The sequence below is a fragment of the Dyella sp. SG562 genome (assembly GCF_011759495.1).
Lineage (GTDB): Bacteria > Pseudomonadota > Gammaproteobacteria > Xanthomonadales > Rhodanobacteraceae > Dyella_D > Dyella_D marensis.
Map to the genome: position 1 here is coordinate 1 of NZ_JAAOYS010000009.1, position 17,658 is coordinate 17,658.

General features: G+C 68.5%; 13 protein-coding genes. 9 read left to right on the plus strand and 4 right to left on the minus strand.

Annotated features, from left to right (window positions below; all coding sequences use genetic code 11):
* Window positions 1–293 precede the first annotated feature (293 nt).
* Together lptG and lptF are read right to left on the minus strand one after the other, a co-directional pair.
* Complete coding sequence (gene lptG, locus FHW84_RS16140; protein WP_167257006.1) at window positions 294–1,397, minus strand: LPS export ABC transporter permease LptG; 1,104 nt, start codon at window positions 1,395–1,397, stop codon at window positions 294–296.
* On the minus strand, window positions 1,397–2,506 hold the full coding sequence (gene lptF / locus FHW84_RS16145; protein WP_167257007.1) for an LPS export ABC transporter permease LptF: 1,110 nt from the start codon (window positions 2,504–2,506) through the stop codon (window positions 1,397–1,399). The genes lptG and lptF overlap by 1 nt, the downstream gene beginning before the upstream one ends.
* A gap of 100 nt (window positions 2,507–2,606) precedes the next feature.
* Here lptF and FHW84_RS16150 point away from each other — a divergent pair, with 100 nt between their 5' ends.
* Both FHW84_RS16150 and FHW84_RS16155 read left to right on the plus strand, forming a co-directional pair.
* On the plus strand, window positions 2,607–4,097 hold the full coding sequence (locus tag FHW84_RS16150) for a leucyl aminopeptidase (RefSeq protein WP_167257008.1): 1,491 nt from the start codon (window positions 2,607–2,609) through the stop codon (window positions 4,095–4,097).
* A gap of 11 nt (window positions 4,098–4,108) precedes the next feature.
* Complete coding sequence (locus FHW84_RS16155; protein ID WP_167257009.1) at window positions 4,109–4,531, plus strand: DNA polymerase III subunit chi; 423 nt, start codon at window positions 4,109–4,111, stop codon at window positions 4,529–4,531.
* An 86-nt stretch (window positions 4,532–4,617) separates the two neighbouring features.
* On the opposite strand, the gene FHW84_RS16160 is transcribed toward FHW84_RS16155, so the two are convergent.
* Complete coding sequence (locus tag FHW84_RS16160; protein WP_167257010.1) at window positions 4,618–8,199, minus strand: hybrid sensor histidine kinase/response regulator; 3,582 nt, start codon at window positions 8,197–8,199, stop codon at window positions 4,618–4,620.
* A gap of 129 nt (window positions 8,200–8,328) precedes the next feature.
* Here FHW84_RS16160 and FHW84_RS16165 point away from each other — a divergent pair, with 129 nt between their 5' ends.
* The 5 genes from FHW84_RS16165 (at window position 8,329) to FHW84_RS16185 (ending at window position 13,181) form a co-directional block, all read left to right on the plus strand.
* Complete coding sequence (locus tag FHW84_RS16165) at window positions 8,329–9,792, plus strand: Era-like GTP-binding protein (RefSeq protein WP_167257011.1); 1,464 nt, start codon at window positions 8,329–8,331, stop codon at window positions 9,790–9,792.
* A 284-nt stretch (window positions 9,793–10,076) separates the two neighbouring features.
* On the plus strand, window positions 10,077–10,688 hold the full coding sequence (locus tag FHW84_RS16170) for a YceI family protein (RefSeq protein ID WP_167257012.1): 612 nt from the start codon (window positions 10,077–10,079) through the stop codon (window positions 10,686–10,688).
* The gene (locus FHW84_RS16175) at window positions 10,685–11,260 is read left to right on the plus strand and encodes a cytochrome b (RefSeq protein WP_167257013.1); all 576 of its coding nucleotides are present in this window, start codon (window positions 10,685–10,687) and stop codon (window positions 11,258–11,260) included. The genes FHW84_RS16170 and FHW84_RS16175 overlap by 4 nt, the downstream gene beginning before the upstream one ends.
* Window positions 11,260–11,814: a YceI family protein gene (locus FHW84_RS16180; RefSeq protein WP_167257014.1), complete on the plus strand. Its 555-nt coding sequence runs from the start codon at window positions 11,260–11,262 to the stop codon at window positions 11,812–11,814. The genes FHW84_RS16175 and FHW84_RS16180 overlap by 1 nt, the downstream gene beginning before the upstream one ends.
* Window positions 11,814–13,181: a GTP-binding protein gene (locus FHW84_RS16185; protein WP_167257015.1), complete on the plus strand. Its 1,368-nt coding sequence runs from the start codon at window positions 11,814–11,816 to the stop codon at window positions 13,179–13,181. Before FHW84_RS16180 ends, FHW84_RS16185 begins: the two co-directional genes overlap by 1 nt.
* Here FHW84_RS16185 and FHW84_RS16190 read toward each other — a convergent pair.
* Window positions 13,168–13,413 (minus strand): glutaredoxin family protein, encoded by a 246-nt coding sequence (locus FHW84_RS16190; RefSeq protein ID WP_167257016.1) that lies wholly within the window; start codon window positions 13,411–13,413, stop codon window positions 13,168–13,170. The genes FHW84_RS16185 and FHW84_RS16190 overlap by 14 nt on opposite strands.
* Window positions 13,414–13,500: 87 nt before the next feature.
* Here FHW84_RS16190 and FHW84_RS16195 point away from each other — a divergent pair, with 87 nt between their 5' ends.
* A complete protein-coding gene (locus FHW84_RS16195) occupies window positions 13,501–14,883 on the plus strand; it encodes an L-serine ammonia-lyase (protein ID WP_167257017.1) in 1,383 nt (460 codons plus the stop codon).
* A 109-nt stretch (window positions 14,884–14,992) separates the two neighbouring features.
* Complete coding sequence (locus tag FHW84_RS16200; protein WP_167257018.1) at window positions 14,993–17,560, plus strand: LysM domain-containing protein; 2,568 nt, start codon at window positions 14,993–14,995, stop codon at window positions 17,558–17,560.
* The last annotated feature ends 98 nt before the right edge of the window (window positions 17,561–17,658 follow it).

Here is a 17,658-nt window from a genome sequence, read left to right on the forward strand (position 1 = left end):
AATGAACGGCCACGCAAGACGCTGGGCTTCTTGACTCCGGTCGAGAAGCTGCGGGAAGTTGTTGCATCGATCGGTTGAAACCGCCCCAGCAAAGAAAAAGTGACTCGGGCGCCGGCAGGCGTCCGAAATGCCCGCTGCATAAGCGGCCAGTTCGCGTCACCGCGAAAACCAAACGATACCGTTACTGGATGATTCGCTTCGCTCACCCCTTCGGGGCCGCCCTACGGGCGTTCTTCGCGCTACGCGCTCGTCCGGCCTACGCCGGGATGACGAGCACGTCGCAATGAAGAGCACTACCCGTGCTTACGGAAGTACAACCACGCCGCGACAGCCAAAATCACCGCCGGCAACAAATTAGCCAACATCGGCGGCACGCCATACACAGTGCCGAAATTCACCATAGCCTTCTGCAAGAAATACCACCCGATCGCCAGCAGAATGCCAATAAACATCCGCTTACCCAAGCCACCCGAGCGCAACGTCCCAAACGCAAACGGCATCGCACACAACACCAGCACCAGCACATTCAGCGGATACAACGCCCGCGTCCAGAACGCCACCGCATACACACCAGGATTCTGGTTATTCGCCTCCAGATAGCGAATATTCCGCCGCAAATCGCGCATAGGCAGATACTGCGGCTGAATCACCGACTGCTCCAGCACCTGCGGATTCAAACTCGAATCCCACTGCTCCCTAGGGCTCACCTTGCTGTGCGTACCCGCATCATCCAGCGTAGTACTGCGCACGTCGCTCATGATCCAGTGGCGGCCGTCGTGCTCGGCGGTCTTGGCCCAATCGAAGCGGGTGAGCTGGCCGTCCTTGCTCAGCGTGAACACGCGCACGTCGGCCAGCTGCACCGTGCTGCGCTCCTCGTGCTGCTTGGCCATGGCGGCCTTGGCATTGATCACGCGGTCGCCGTCGCGCGCCCACAGGCCCATATTGCCGGCCATGCCGATATTGCTGGACTTCATGCGCAGCTGCATCGCCTGCGCCTGGCGGTCGCCCCACGGCGCGGCGGTCTCGCCCAGGATCACCACGCCCAGGATCATCGCCGCCACCACGCCCACGGCCGATACGCCGATGCGCAGCTTGGACATGCCCGCCGCGCGCAGCGCGGTCAGCTCGCCGCTGGCGGCCAGGCCGCCCAGGCCGAGCAGGCCGCCGATCAGCGCGGAGTGGCCGAACATCTCGTACATGCGGCGCGGGAAGGTGACCAGGATGTACACCACCGCGTTCGTCAGCGTGTAGCCGTTCTTGCCCACCGACGCGAGCTGGCGCAGGAACTGCAGCACCGCGTCCAGGCCGGTGAGCAGCAGCCACACGGTAAGCAGCGAGCCGAGCACCGTGGTGCCGATCAGCCAGTCCACGCGCTTGAGCCGGAGCGACACGGCCATCACGCTTTAGCCTTGCGCGGTGCGCGCGCCACGTACTGGCTGCGGAACATCCACGCGGCGCCGGCCAGGATCAGCAGGCTCACCAGCCACAGCGGCCCGGCGTTGTGCCAATGGCCCTTGATGATCTGGCCGCGGCACAGGGCCAGCAGGTTGAAGTAGAGGAAGAACGCGGCCACCGCCAGCATCATGCGGCCGTAGCGCGGTTCGCGCGGGCTCTGCTTGGACATCGGCAGCGACATCATCATCAGCACTACCGCCATCAGCGGCACCGTGATGCGCCAGGCGAACTCGGCGCGGCCGTCGGCGCTGGTGACGCGCGACAGCGCGATGGTGTCCAGCGTATGCGCGGGGTCTTCGTCGCTGTCGTCGTTCTGCACGCTGGACAGCGCGGCGTCGTTGCGCGCGTAGCTCATCTTGCGCCAGTTGTCGGCGCCCAGCGGGATCTCGTACTGCCAGCCGTCGTGCAGCGACAGATAGCGGCCGTCGCCGCTGGTGTCCTGATAGAGCTGGCCGCTGCGGCCGGTGACCACTTTCAGCACCGCCGGGCCGTTGTCCTTGCCGGGGCGCTCGGTGACCATCAGGGTGTTGCCCAGCACGCTGCCGTCGCGGCTCAGGCTGTCGACGAAGATGATGCCGCCCTTGCCCGGCAACTGGGTGAAGCGGCCGGCGTCGAGGCCGGCGGCGATCACCGAGCGGTTGGCGTTGGCCACCAGCGCATCCGAGGTGCGCGCGGCCCACGGCCCCAGCCACATCGACACGATGCCCGACAGCAGCGCCAGCCCCAGCGCCAGGATGCCCACCGGACGCAGCAGGCCCATCGGCCCCATGCCGGAAGACGCCAGCACGTGCATCTCGCTTTCGCGGTACATGCGGCCCAGCGCCCAGAACACGCCGAGGAAGCCGGCCAGCGGCAACAGATTGGACAGGCCGTCGAGCATGTTCAGGCCCAGCACCTGGAACATCACGCTGGCCGGAAAGCTGCCGTTCGCCACCTGCTGCAGCACGCGCGCGAATGCCGAGCCGGCCATGATGACCAGCAGCACGATAGCCACGGCGGCGACCGTCTGGGCCAGTTCCCGCAGGAAGTATCGGTCGAGGATGCTCAGCATGAGGTAAAGTTAAAGGCTCCGTGCCGCGCCCGCTCGGGTCCGGCAAACCCCAAGTCTAGCCTGTCCGCCGCTCCGGCAGGACCTCCGCAGGATCTTATCGATGACGCTCCAGTTCAGCCTCGGCCCCGTCGCTCCCGAAACCGTCGACACCCCCTGCCTGGTGGTGGGCGTGTACGAGAACGGCGTGTTCAGCAGCGCGGCCGCCCGCGTGGACACCGCCGCCCAGGGCGCGCTCAAGCGCCAGGTGGAGAGCGGGGACATCAGCGGCAAGGCCGGCAGCACCAACCTGCTGTTCGCGCCGGAAGGCGTGGTGGCCAGGCGCGTGCTGGTGGTGGGCCTGGGCGGCCAGAAGTCGTTCGACGGCGCGCGTTTCCAGAAGGTGTGCATCGAAGCGGCCCGCGCGCTGGGCCGGCTGCCGATCGAGGCGGCGGTGTCCTGCCTGACCGAAGTGGACGTCCCCGGCCGCGACGCCGCCTGGCGCGTGCGCATCGCCGCGCTGGCCGCCGACCACGCCGCCTACCGCTACACCGCCACCTTCAAGCCGCGCGAGAAGAGCGCGCAGCCGGAACTGGGCGCGCTGGCCTTTGCCGGCGGCGACGAGGGCAAGGCCGGCCTGGAGCAGGCCGCGGCCATCGCCGAGGGCGTGCGCTTCGCCCGCGAGCTGGCCAACCTGCCGCCGAACATCTGCAACCCCGCCTATATCGCCGCCCAGGCGCAGGCCTTCGCCGAAGGCCAGGACAAGGTGGCATGCCGCGTGCTCGACCACGTGGAAATGGAAAACCTCGGCTTCGGCTCGCTGCTCGCGGTGGGCCGCGGCTCGGCCAACAAGCCCAAACTGGTGGTGCTGGAGTACAAGGGCGGCGCCGAGGGCGACAAGCCCTACGCCTTCGTCGGCAAGGGCATCACCTTCGACACCGGCGGCATCAGCCTCAAGCCCGGCGCCGGCATGGAAGAAATGAAATACGACATGGGCGGCGCGGCCGGCGTGCTCGGCGCCTTCGTCGCCACGGTGAAGATGGGCCTGCCGGTGAACCTGGCCTGCGTGGTGCCGGCGGTGGAGAACATGCCCGACGGCGACGCCTACCGCCCCAGCGACGTGCTCACCAGCCTGTCGGGCCTGACCATCGAAGTGCTCAACACCGACGCCGAGGGCCGCCTGATCCTGTGCGACGCGCTCACCTACACGGCGCAGACCTTCCAGCCCAAGGTGCTGATCGACGCGGCCACGCTCACCGGCGCCTGCGTGGTGGCGCTGGGCAAGCACGCCAGCGGCCTGATGAGCAAGCACGACGACCTGGCCGCCGAACTGCTCGCCGCCGGCGAAGCCTCGCTGGACCGCGCCTGGCGCCTGCCGCTGTGGGACGACTACCAGGTGCAGCTGGATTCCGGCTTCGCCGACGTGGCCAATATCGGCGGCAAGAACGCCGGCGCGATCACCGCCGGCTGCTTCCTGGCGCGCTTCACCGAAGGCCAGCGCTGGGCCCACCTGGACATCGCCGGCACCGCCTGGGACGAAGGCCGCAAGGGCATGGCCACCGGCCGCCCGGTGCCGCTGCTGGCGCAGTGGCTGCTCGACCGCGTGGCGGAATAAGCGCGCAGCCCATGCCCCGCGCCGACTTCTACCTCATCGACAAGCCGCGCTTCCGCGAACAGCCGCTGCTGCTGGTGTGCGAGCTGTCCAAGCGCGCCTATGCGGCGCAGCAGCCGACGCTGATCCTCGCGCGCGATTTCGAGCAGGCCGAGGCGATCGACCAGCTGCTGTGGGATTTCGACGAGGACACCTGGATCCCGCACCAGATCGCCGGCGACGAAGAGGACGACAGCACCGCCGTGCTGATCGTGCCGCCGGGCGTGGAAACGCCCGACCGCCCGATGCTGATCAACCTGCGCGAAACCTGCCCCGCGGGGCGCTTCGAGCGCGTGCTGGAAGTGGTGGCGGCGGAGCCTGCGGAGCGCGAGGGTTCGCGCACGCGCTGGGGGGAATACAAGCGGCTGGGCATCGAGGTCGCCAAGCACGACATGTAGGTTGGGGTGAGCCGCAGGCGAACCCCAACGCTGCGTTGCACATCCTGAAGTAGCGATGTTGGGGTTCGCCTGCGGCTCACCCCAACCTACGTCGCGGGCTCGGCCACCACAGTCGCCGCCAGCGCTTCCGCCAGCTGCTCGCCGGTCAGCGGCTTGCGCAGGAAACCGTCCATCCCCGCGGCTCGCGCGCGCTCTTCCTCATCGCCGCCGGAACGCGCGGTGATGGCGATGATCGGCAGATGCGTGCCGCTGTTTTCGCGCTGGCGGATCAGGCGCGCGATCTGGAAACCATCCACGCCCGGCAGGTCCAGATCCAGCAGCATCACGTCGGTGTCGTTCTGCGCCAGCTCGGTCATCGCCGCCAGGCCATTGCCCACGTAGCGCACCAGATGGCCCTGCCGTTCGAGCAGGCCGCGCACCACCGCCGCGATGATGGTGTCGTCTTCCACCAGCAGCACGCGCAAGCCGGCGGCACCGGAGGCGCGCGCCGGAGCCGCGCTGGGCGCGGCTTCTTCCTGCACCACCTCCAGCGGCAGGTGCACGTGGAAGCTGCTGCCGTGCGCCACCTTCGATTCCAGTTCGATATGGCCACCCATCAGCGCCACCAGCTCGCGGCAAATGGCCAACCCCAGTCCGCTGCCGGCGCGCCGCTGCGGCCCGTTGGCCTGCTCGAAACGCTGGAACAGCCGCGCCTGGCTGGCTTCCGGAATGCCGGGGCCGGTGTCGATCACGCTGAAGCGCAACTCGCTGCCTTCGCGCCGCGCGCGCAGGATCACGCTGCCGCGCTCGGTGAACTTCAGCGCGTTGTTGGCCAGGTTGAGCAGGATCTGCTGCACGCGCAGCGCATCGCCCATCACCCGCGCCGGCAGGTCGTCGGCGATCTCCAGCTTGAAGGCCAGGCCCTTGGCGCGCGCCTGGCCCTGTTCGAGCGAGGCGATGTCGCGCAGCAGCGCGCGCGGATCGAATGGCGCCAGGTCCAGCGACAGCTTGCCGGCTTCGATGCGCGCCAGGTCCAGCGCGTCGTTGAGCAGCTTCAGCAGCATCTTGCCGGAGCGCTGGATCGCTTCCGCGTACTCCTGCTGCTGCGCGCCCAGGCCACTGTTCAACAGCAATTCGGCCATGCCCATCACGCCGGTCATCGGCGTGCGGATCTCGTGGCTGAGCGTGGCCAGGAACTGCGTCTTCGCCGCGCTGGCCTGCTCGGCCAGGCGGCTGCGCTGTTCGGCCAGCTGCATCTGGTGGCGCTGCGCCAGGCGGCGGCGCCATACCAGCAGCGCCATCCAGGCGAACATGGCGACCGCCAGCACATACATGCACCACGCCCACCAGCGCTCCCACGGCGGCGCCTGCACATGGACCTGCAGCGGCGCGGACACCAGGCCCCATACGCCGTCGGCGCCCGCGCCCATCACGGTGAGCGTGTAGTCGCCCGGCGGCAGGCTGGCGAATTCGCGTTCGCCGCGCGTGCCGGTGTCCACCCACTCGGTGTCCAGGCCTTCCAGATGGAAGCGATAGCGGTTCACCGCGGGGTCGATATACGAGAACACGCGCGCTTCGATATTCAGGCCGCGCGCATGCCAGTCCAGTTCCAGCGGACCGCCGCCCAGCACCGTAGGCTGCAGGCCGTTGCGGCCGCGCACGCTCACGCCGGTGATCGCCACCTGCGGCTTCGGCGCGTCGGCTTCGTCCTGGTCGGGATTGAACGCCACCACGCCGCCCATGGTCGGCGCGTAGATATAGCCGTCCGCCATGGCGGCGTAGCCGCGCACGAATTCGCCGTTGCTCAGGCCGTCCTGCAGGCCGAAGGTGCGGAAGCTGCCGGTGTCCGGATCGAAGCGGCGCATGCCGTCGCGGCCGAGCATCCAGACGCGGCCGCGCTTGTCCAGCGCCAGGTCCGCCACGTTTACCGAGGGCCAGCCCTGGCGAGCATCGACGCGGCGCTCCAGCACGAAGTGCTCGCCTTCCAGGCGATAGCGCTCCAGGCCGTCCGGGCGCGCCATCCACATGCGCTTGCCGTCGGGCGTGAAGATGAAAGCGTCGACCTTGCGGTCGTTGCGCACGCCCGGCACCGGTTCGAAATGATCGTAGCTGTGGTCCAGCCGCCACAGGCCGCCATCGCTGGCATACCAGAACACGCCGCCGACCAGGGTGAGCTGCGCGCCCCAGCGCGTTTTTTCCTCGGCCGGAAGGAAACTCACCGGCGTCACCTCCAGCGTGTCCTGGTCCACGCGGAACAGGCCTTCGGCGAAGGTGCGCGCATAGAGCTTGCCGTCGGGGCCGACTTCCACTTCCAGCGGATGCACCATGCCGCGCCCGGCGGTGGGCACCTTGTCGAGCTTGCCGCGCGCGTAGCGATACAGGCTGCCCTGGGTGGCGACCCACAGGCGGTCGTGGTCGTCCTCGGTCATGCCGATCACGTCGCCGCGCATCTCGGTGATGACGTGCTCGGCCTTGCCGGTGACCGGATCGAGCTTGTCGACGCGGCCGCCGCGCTCGCCCACCCACACGCGCCCGTCGTGGCCGCGCGCCATCGCGGTGGCCACGCCGTCGCGCAGGCTGTCGGCGTCTTCCGGAATGTGGGTGAAGCGGCTGATGCCGCTCCAGCCCGGCGCGAGATAACCCACGCCGCCGTCGAACAGCGCCACCCACAGGCCGCCTTCGCGGTCCTGCTTGATCGCCCACACCCACGTGCCGGGCAGGTTGCCGTACAGCAGCGGCTGGTCCAGCACTTTCTTCACCGGACCGCCGCGGCGCATCTGCAGATACAGGCCGCGCTGCGTGCCGATCCACAGGCGCCCGGCGCGGTCGCGCACGCTGCTGAGCACGTTGAAGTCGGCAATGTCCTTGCAGAACTTGCGCGCGATGCCGTCGGTGCCCACCACCAGCAGGCCGTGCGCGGCGGCGATGCGCACTTCGTCGCCGTCGCCTTCGATGCGCCACACCGAGATGGTTTCCTTCGGGTCTTCCTGCGGCACCTGGCTGATGCGGCCGTCCGGCTCGCGCACGTAGACGCCTTCGTCGGTGCCGATCCAGATGCGGCCCTTGGGGTCCAGATACAGCGCGCCCACCGCGCCGAAACCGCTGGGGTCGTTGCTCGGCGGCGGCGCGGCGATGTGGTCGAAGCCGCTGCCGTCCGGACGCATGCGGTCCAGGCCGTGCTGCGTGCCGATCCACAGCGCGCCGTCGGGGCCGACGATGGCGTCCCACACTTTGTCGCTGGCGATGCTCTCGGGCACGGCCGGGTCGTGCGCCCAGTGCTGGAAGGTCTGCGTGGCCGGATCGAAACGGTTGAGGCCCGCTTCCAGTCCCGCCGCCCACAGCTGGCCCTTGCCGTCGAACAGCAAGGTGGCGATGCCGTTGTCGTGCAGCGAGCGCGGATCGTCCGCCACGTGGCGATACACCTTGAACGCCACGCCGTCGTAGCGCGCCACGCCGCCCTTGGTGCCGAACCACATGGCGCCGTCCGGCGCCTGCGCCACCGCATACACGCTGCTGCTGGGCAGGCCGTTGAAGGTGCCGTAGCGGCGGAACTGCGGCGTGGGCAGCACGCCGGCCATGCCGGCGGACGCCGTGGGCGCGGGCATGGGGGCATGCCCCTCCGCGGCCTTGTCGGCGACGGACGCCGACGGTGCGAGCAGCGCTAGGCCCAGCAGCAGTGAAGACAACATGAATTTCCCCCTAAGCAGGGGGATCATGCCAAATCGGACAGGCGGGTACGAGACCAGAAGTGTGAAGATGCCTTCACTCCACAACCCGAGCGCCATGGCGCTTGCGAGGCCCCGCATAGAATGCCCGTCATGCCCCGCCGCTCACGCCTGCTGATCGCCGCGCTCGCCCTGGCCGCCCTGGCCTGGCTGCTGTTCGCCGCGGCCGAACGCGCGCTGGCCCTGGCCCAGCGTTTCCTGCAATTGCCGGCCTGGCTGCAATGGACCCTGGGCAGCGCGCTCGCCCTGTTCGCGCTGGCCGGCCTGGCGGTGCTGTGGTGGATCCTGCGCCCGCGCCGCGCGCGGCGCGCGGTGGCTGCGCCGGACCGCGGCACGCTGGAGCGCCGCATCGATCAACTGCAGACGCGCGGCGCCGACACCGGCACGCTCGCCGCGGAGCTGGGCGAACTGGACCGCCGCCGCGGCGAGGCGCGCGTCTACGTGGCCTTGTTCGGCGAGATCTCCACCGGCAAGTCCACCCTGATCCGCGCGCTCGCGCCGCAGGCCGCCACCGCCAGCGACGTACGCGGCGGCACCACGCGCCAGGTGCTGCACGTCGACAGCGGCTTGCCGGATGGACGTCCGCTCACCCTGGCCGACGTGCCCGGCAGCCGCGAAGCCGGCGGCGAGGCGCGCGAAACGCTGGCGCGCGAGGAAGCCTTGCGCGCGCACGTGGTGGTGTATGTCTGCGCCGGCGACCTCACCCGCACGCAGGCGCAGGAAGTGCGCTGGCTCGCCGAATTCGGCAAGCCGCTGCTGGTGGTGCTCAACAAGGCCGACCAGTGGAGCGAGACGGAACTCGCGCAACTGCTGGAACGCCTGCGCCGCCAGACCGCCGGCGATGCGGCCGGCGTGGTCGCGGTGAGCGCCGGCGGCAGCGAGCGTTTCCAGCGCGCCTTGCCCGATGGCGGCGTCGAACAGGTGGAACGCCAGCGCAAGCCCGCCATCGATGCGTTGTGGAAGGCATTGGCGCGGCTGTCATCGCCCGGCGCCGAAGGACTGGAAGCGCAGCGCGAACGCGCGGTGCTCGCCGGATTGCACGAACGCGTCGGCACGCTGGAAACGCAGACCCGCGCGGCGGAAGCGGAACGCATCGTGCGCCGCTACGCGCAGCGTGCGGTGATCGGCGCCATGGCCGCGATCGCGCCCGGCAGCGACCTGGTGATCCAGGGCGCGCTCGCCACCGCGCTGACCCGCGAGCTGGCGAAGCTCTACGGCGTGCCGGTGAGCGACGTGCAGATCGACGACTTCCTGCGCCAGGCCCGCCTGACCCTGCGCACCGGCAGCTCGCTGGTGCTGGCCATCGCCGGCAATGCGCTGAAGGCTTTTCCGGGACTCGGCACCTTGGGCGGCGGCGTGCTGCATGCATTCGCCTATGCGCTGATCTTCGACAGCCTGGGCCGCGCACTCGCCGCCTCGCTGGCCGAACGCGAATCGCTGGACCAGGAAGACGCGGCGGACAAGCTCAAGGCTTTGCTGGCGGATGGCAGCGGTGCACGCATGAAGGAACTGGCGACGTTGACACTCGATGCCTGGAAGGAAAAAGCCTCCCAATAACCCTCAACGCGCCCCCTCTCCCCTGCGGGGAGAGGGCTGGGGTGAGGGGGACCTACGGAGCGATGAGGCGAAGGCGTCCTCAAGAGCGAGCTTCGTCGACTTTCCACCGCGAGCACCCGCCCCTCATCTGGCTGCCGCCATCTTCTCCCCGACGGGGAGAAGATCCACTAGATGGGTTAAACCAAGACCCGAGCTCCACGCACCTACCACAGCGCCCAAAGAAACAATCCGTTCTACCCACACCCGCTGGCGCCCCCTCCCACCTTCGGCCAGACTTCCCCGCCATGCCCTTCGCCCGCGCCACCGCCCTCGCCCTGATCCTGGCCGCCTGCGCCAGCGGCGCATACGCCGCATCTGCGAACTACCGCTACGACACCGTCCACAGCCAGATCGTTTTCAGCATCGACCACAACGGCTACTCCCGCCCGTTCGGACGGCTGCACATCGCCAAGGGCTGGCTGCGCTTCGATCCCGACGACTGGAGCCGCTCGGCCACCGAGCTGGATATCGACCTGGCCTCGCTGGACCTGGGCGATGCGGACTGGAACAAAGCCGTGCTCGGCGGGTCGTATCTCGACAGCGCGGGCGCCCGCTATGCCCACTTCGTCTCCACCTCGGTGGAGCGCAAGGATGGCGACAACGGCGTGCTGCGCGGCAAGCTCACCTTGCGCGGCGTGACGCGCGACGTGGAACTGCCGTTCAGCGCCAACCGCGTGGGCAAGACCATCTACGGACTGCATACCGTGGCCGGCTTCTCCGCGCGCACCACGCTGGACCGCAACGACTTCGGCATCACCGCCAGCCCCCATTCGATCGGCCGCAACGTCACCGTGTGGCTGGAACTTGAAGCCATTCTCGACGACTCGGTCGACAACACTCAGAAGGAAACCCCATGAGCCTGCGCAGCAACGACCGCCAGTGGGGCTCGGTCGCCAAGTTCTTCCACTGGACCGTGGCCCTGCTGATCATCGGCAACGGCATCTTCGGCCTGTGCATGGACCTGGCGCACGGGCCGATGCAGAAGATCAACTGGCTGGCCCTGCACAAGTCGATCGGGCTGACGGTGCTGGCGCTGTTCGTGCTGCGCGTGCTGTGGCGCATCAGCGAACGGCGGCCGCGCGAAGACCTCGCCCCGCGCTGGCAGCAGCTGGCCGCGCATACGGTGCATGCGCTGCTCTATGTGCTGATCGTGGCGCTGCCGCTCAGCGGCTGGTGGTTCAACTCCATCGCCGGCAAGCCGCTGCAGTATTTCAAGATGTTCAACCTGCCTGCGCTGGCGCAGGCCAACCAGGACATGAGCGGCTTTGCCGGCGACGTGCACGAATACCTGTTCTGGTTCCTGGTGCTGGTGCTGGCGGCGCATGTCGCCGGTGCGCTGAAGCATCATCTGGTGAACCGCGACAACACCCTGCTGCGCATGCTTCCCTTCCGCCGCCTGCGCGGCGATACCTCTCAAGGAGACCGCTGATGAAACGCCATGCCTTTGCCTCGCTGCTGCTTGCCCTGGCCCTGCCCGGCCTGGCCGGCGCCGCCGACTACGCCGTGCAGCCCGCCGGCAGCAAGCTGGGTTTTACCAGCAGCTTCCAGGGCGCCTCGTTCGACGGCAGCTTCGGCAAGTTCACCGCGGCGATCAGCTATGACGCCGCCAAGCTCGCCACCTCGAAGTTCGACGTGGAAGTGGACCTCGCCAGCGTCAAGACCGGCGACAAGGACCGCGACGGCGCCCTGCCCGGCTCCGACTTCTTCAACGTCGCCAAGTTTCCCAAGGCGCACTTCGTCACCACCGGCTTCCGCCAGAACGGCGCGCAGGTGATCGCCGACGGCAACCTCACCCTGCGCGGCGTAACCAAGCCGGTCAGCCTCAACGTCACGTTCAAGCCGGCCGGCGCCGGCGCCACGCTGGACGTGAGCGGCACGGTCAAGCGCCTGGACTTCGGCGTGGGCGGCGGCGAATACGCCGACACCTCGGTGATCGGCGCCGACGTCAAGGTCAACGCGCACCTCGTGCTCACCGCCAAGTAATGAGCGGCGACACGCTGTGGCAGCGTCTGCGCGGCTGGCTGGTAAAGCCGGACGCGCAGGACGCCGCCACGGCACCCGCCGCGGCGCCCGTGGCGGAGCGCGCGCAGGCGCGCATGGCCGACAGCCTGCGCCGCCTGCTGGACGATCCGGGCATTCCGCCGGCCATCCGCGCGGAACTGGCCAGCGATTTCGGCCGCATCGAAAACATGCTCGAACGGCTGCAGCGCGGCGAACTGCATGTAGCCGTGTTCGGCCGCGTCTCCGCCGGCAAGTCGGCGCTGGGCAATGCGCTGCTGGGCCGCGAGGCGTTCACCGTCGGCGTGCTGCACGGCACGACCACCCAGGCCGAGCAGGCCGCGCTCGACGAAGCGCGCGAAGCGGGCCTGGTGCTGATCGATACGCCCGGCATCAACGAACTCGATGGCGAGGCGCGCGAGCGCCTGGCTTTCGAAGTGGCCGAAGTCAGTGACCTGGTGATCTTCGTCGCCGACGGCGACCTCACCCGCGACGAACTCGACGCGCTGAAGACCCTGGCCGCCACCCAGCGCCCCCTGCTGCTGGCGCTCAACAAGGCCGACCGCTACGCACCCGCCGAACGCGATGCCCTGCTCGCGCAACTGCGCGAACGCGCGCATGGCCTGGTGCGCGACGACGACGTGGTCTCCGCCGCCGCGCGCCCCACGCCGCAGCGGCGCATGGAAACCGACGAGCACGGCCGCGAACATCTGCGCGAACTGCCGGCGCCGCCCGACGTGGCCGCCCTGCGCGAACGCCTGCTCGCCATCGCCCGGCGCGAAGGCAAGACGCTGTCCGCGCTCAACGCCGGCCTGTATGCGAGCCGGCTTACCGACCAGGTAAGCGAACGCATCGCCGAAAGCCGGCGCCGGCTGGCGGATAAATTGATCCGCAACTATTGCCTGGCCAAGGGCGTGGCGGTGGCGCTCAATCCCATCCCCGTCGCCGACCTGCTCGCCGCGGCCGGCATGGATGCGGCGATGGTGCTGCAGCTGTCGCGCGTGTATGGCCTGCCGCTGACGCGGGCCGAATCCGGCAAGCTGGTGGCGGTGATCTCCGCCCAGCTCGCCGCGCTGATGGGCGCGGTATGGGGCATGCAGCTGGTGGCTTCGGCGCTGAAGGGCGTGAGCGCGGGGCTGTCGGTGCTGGTGACCGCGGCCGCGCAGGGCGCGCTGGCCTGGTATGCCACGGTGCTGATCGGGCGCGCCGCGGAGCGCTATCTTGTGGCGGGCAAGTCCTGGGGCGAGCTGGGGGCAAAGCGGGCGGTGGCCGACATCGTGGCGGGGCTGGATCGCGATTCGATCCTGCGCGAGGCGCGCGAAGAGATACTGCGCCGGCTCAAGTCGCGCTGAGTTTCACCGCCAGGAAGGCGCGCACCGCCGCCGCATCGAACGGCCAGTCCAGCTCCCGCCCGTCGCGCACGTCGCGCAGCACCGGCACGCGGGTGCCGTAGCGGTCTTCCAGCGCCTGCGCGTCGTCCACCCACACGCTGTCGAAATCCGGCGCGCGCGCCTCGGCCATCACGGCCAGGGCCTGGTCGCACAGATGGCAGTAGTCGCGCTGGTAGAGGATCAGGTCGGCCATGGCGGCAACAGACGCTTGCGTACGGACTGCGGGGCAGCGGGGGGATGCGTAGAATAGCCGGTTCCCCGTCCAGCCCAGCACAAAGCCATGGCCGTCAGCGTATTCGACCTCTTCAAGATCGGCATCGGGCCGTCCTCCTCGCATACGGTCGGCCCCATGCGCGCCGCTGCGCGCTTCGCCGAGCGCTGGCTGGACGAAAAAGGCGTGCTGGGCCGGGTGGCGCGCCTGCGCGCGGAGCTGTTCGGCTCGCTGGCCATGACCGGCCGCGGCCACGGCACCGACAAGGCGGTGCTGCTGGGCTTCGAAGGCGCGCATCCGGACACCGTCGACCCGGACCGCATTCCCGAAACGCTGGAACGCATCCGCCACAGCAAGCGCCTGCGCGTGCTGGGCCGGCACGAGATCGAATTCGACGAGAAGCGCGACCTGGTCTTCAACAAGCGCCAGAAGCTGCCGTTCCACACCAACGGCATGCGCTTCACCGCCTACGACGCCGAAGGCCACGAGCTGGGCACGCGCGACTACTACTCGGTGGGCGGCGGCTTCGTCGTCAACCAGGACGAGGCGGCCGAAGACCGCATCGTCGCCGACACCACCGCCCTGCCTTATCCGTTCTCCACCGGCGACCAGCTGCTGGCGCTGTGCGAGCAGCACGGCATGAGCATCGCCCAGCTGATGATGGAAAACGAAAAGGTGTGGCGCAGCGAGGAAGCAACCCGCGCCGGCCTGCTCACCATCTGGAAGGCCATGCAGGACTGCGTCGCCCGCGGCCTGCGCTCGCCCGGCACCCTGCCCGGCGGCCTGAAGGTGACGCGCCGCGCGCCGGCCATGGCGCAGGAACTGCGCAACCAGCCGGAAGCCGCACTGAAGGACCCGCTCACCATTCTCGACTGGGTCAACCTGTACGCGCTGGCGGTGAACGAAGAGAACGCCGCGGGCGGCCGCGTGGTCACCGCGCCGACCAACGGCGCGGCCGGCATCGTGCCGGCGGTGCTGCACTACTACCACCGCTTCTGCCCCAAATCGAACGACGACGGCGTGATCGAATTCCTGCTCACCGCCGCCGCGGTCGGCATTCTGTACAAGGAGAACGCTTCGATCTCCGGCGCCGAAGTCGGCTGCCAGGGCGAAGTGGGCGTGGCCTGCTCGATGGCCGCCGGCGGCCTCACCGCCGCGCTGGGCGGCAATGTGCTGCAGGTGGAGAACGCCGCCGAGATCGGCATGGAACACAACCTGGGCCTGACCTGCGACCCGATCGGCGGCCTGGTGCAGATTCCCTGCATCGAGCGCAATGCGATGGGTTCGGTGAAGGCGATCAACGCCAGCCGCATGGCGCTGAAGAGCGACGGCAAGCATCGCGTGTCGCTGGACAAGGTGATCGCCACCATGCGCGACACCGGCCGCGACATGAAGGACAAGTACAAGGAAACCTCGCGGGGCGGCCTCGCGGTGAACGTGATCGAGTGCTGATGCGGCACAGCCGTAGCGCGGCTGTCACCTAGGGAAACTCCTTATTGCGGCTCCATGACGGGCCGGCGCTGAATGCGCCGGTCTTTTCATTTCCTATGGAGCGTGCGCCATGTTCCCCGTCGACGCAGGATCTTCCGTCCGCTACACGCCCCCGGCCACGCCGCCTCCGCCCCCGCCGCACATCGTCAAGCCGCAGGAGACGGTTGCGGTCGTCGCAAAAACTTACCAGGTGACGCCGGAAGAACTTGCGCGCACCAACCACATCACGGTCGACACCCAGCTCACGCCCGGCCAGCAGCTGCAGTTGCCGCCCAATGCGGTGCAGCCCGCGCAGACCGATGCCACGCCCGGCGCCCCCGCCACGCCGGCTGCCAAGACCGACGCCGCCATCGCCGCCTACCAGCAGGCGGTGAAGGACCGCACCGAGGCCACCAGCAACATGCCGCAGAACGGCGCGCTGCGGCAGGAGATCCGCCAGGGCGCGGACGATGCGGTGAACAAGGCCAAGACCGCGATGGACCAGGCCATCCACGACGAGATCGCCGGCGAAGTCGCCCAGCGCAACCAGGGCGTGCCGGGCCAGTTCCGCACGCCTACCGACCAGCTGGTGGCGAATGCGGGCGACGCCATCCTCGCGCGCCACCAGGGCGATGCCGGCGCCACGCCGCTGATCAAGGACGCGGTGCACACCTACCAGGTGCAGGCCAAGGCCGACGCGCTGATCCCCGGCTACTACGGCAACTGGAGCGCCGCGGACAAGCTCAAGGGCATCAACCTGCAAGGCCAGCCCAAGGAAGTGGTGGATGCGGTGCTGGCCGATCCGCGCGTCAAGCAATGGGTGGCCGATGCCGCGCACGATGCCAGCGGCAAGTCCGCCGCCGATTGCGCCAAGTATCTAGCCGAGCTCACCCGCGCATCGCCGGAGCTGGGCCGCGAAGTCACTACGCATTGGTGGAACGCCCAGGACACGCAGTCGTGGATGTCGAGCAACAGCGAAGTGCTGAGCGCGATGTCCGACCCGGATATCTACCGCGACCTCAGCGTGGTGTACCGCAACCTCGGCGGCAGCGATGCCGGCCAGGCGGCGCAGAGCGACTTTGCCGGCGATGTGGCGAAGTATCTGGAACGCAACTCCATGCTCGCCAACAACAACGACGTGACCAAGGCCATCTCCGACGGAGGCGATCCCGCGCTGGCGCTGGCCGTGGCGAGCAACCTGCAGGCGGATGGCAAGAACACGCTGGCCATGCAGATGGTGAGCTCGGTGAAGCTGGGTATGGGCAACCTGCAGCAGGTGACGCTGAAGCAGGACATGCAGGCGTATGCCAAGCAGACCGAGGAACTCAACAACCTGATCAAGGACCTCGGCCCCGGCCTCACCGACGACCAGAAGCAGCAAGCCATCCAGAAATACATCGACGGCAAGGGCAAGGACTGGCAGGACCAGCTGAAGGCGAACAAGGACAAGCTCGTCACCGACGTCCGCGCGCTGGATCTGGACATCACCTCGCTCACCAGCGTGCCCGACAACCTGAAGAGCTACGGCCTCACCAAGGAAGGCGCCGCCAAGCTGCTGGACGACGACACCACCAGGCAGTCGATCGAATTCGCCGCCACGCAGGACCCCAGCGTGTTCGACGGCGAGGAAGGCGGCGAAGCCGCGAAGCTGCTGATCGAGCTGGGCCACAAGGACAAGGACTTCACCGCCGCGGTCGGCAAGGCCTATGTGGTCAGCCACCTGATGCCTTCGCTGGGCGAGATGAACCCGTCCGACGACGCCAGCATCGCCAAGGTGAAGCAGGCGCTGGAATCGTTCCGCGGCCTTGGCGCGCAGATGCTGGGCATTCCGCAGGGCGAAGTGGACAAGGGCATCGACAAGCTGGAGGAAGTGGTCAACTCGCTGCGCACCGAAACGCTGGAGGACGCCAAGCAGGGCAAAGCGGTCAACGAGTTCGCCTCGGTGCAGAAGGAATTGCAGGAACTGAAGGAACTGCCCTTCAGCGACGCCAAGGCCGGCATGCTGTTCCGCACGATGGCGCTGGGCATCACCGGCGCGGCCTTTATCAGCCAGACCGGCAAGACCATCGAAGACCCCAGCGTGCAGAACGTGATCGGCTCGCTGGCCTTCGGCCTGGACCTGGCGCCGGCCAAGAACGCTTTGACCGGCACCATCCAGGCACTGGACAAGAACAACGTGCTCGAACAATGGGGCCATGCGGCGCCGGAGATCACCGAGAAATTCATCGGCGTGCTCAACGTGGCCTACTTCGCTGCAGGCGCGGTGAAGGGCGTGGCCGACCACGACTATCCCACCGCGATCTTCTCCGGCGTGGGCGCGGGCGGCGCGGCCCTGGCCGCGTTCGGCGGCGAGGAAATGCTCGGTGGCTTTGCCGGGCCGATCGGCATCGCGGTGGCGACCATCGCGGTGGTGGCGCTGCATTTCATCGAGCAGCACCACAAGGACCAGGAATACAAGGAAGCGCAGGACAAGTTCCTGGAAGGCGCCGGCATCGAGAACAAGGACGAGCGCGAGGCGCTGATCGGCGCAGGTCCCGACCAGCTCAATGCGATGCGTGCCCGTGGCATTACGCCGGAAAATATCCAGGAAATCGCCGAGACGGATCCGCGACTGCTGCATATCGCGTATGGCACGGACGGGCAGGGACGTCCTTACTGAGCGGAATCTTTTTTCCGCGCATTTGCTGCAAGCCGCGACGCGCAAGGCGCGTCGCGGCGCAAGAACCTGAGTCTAGGGAAACTACGTATTGCCGCTCG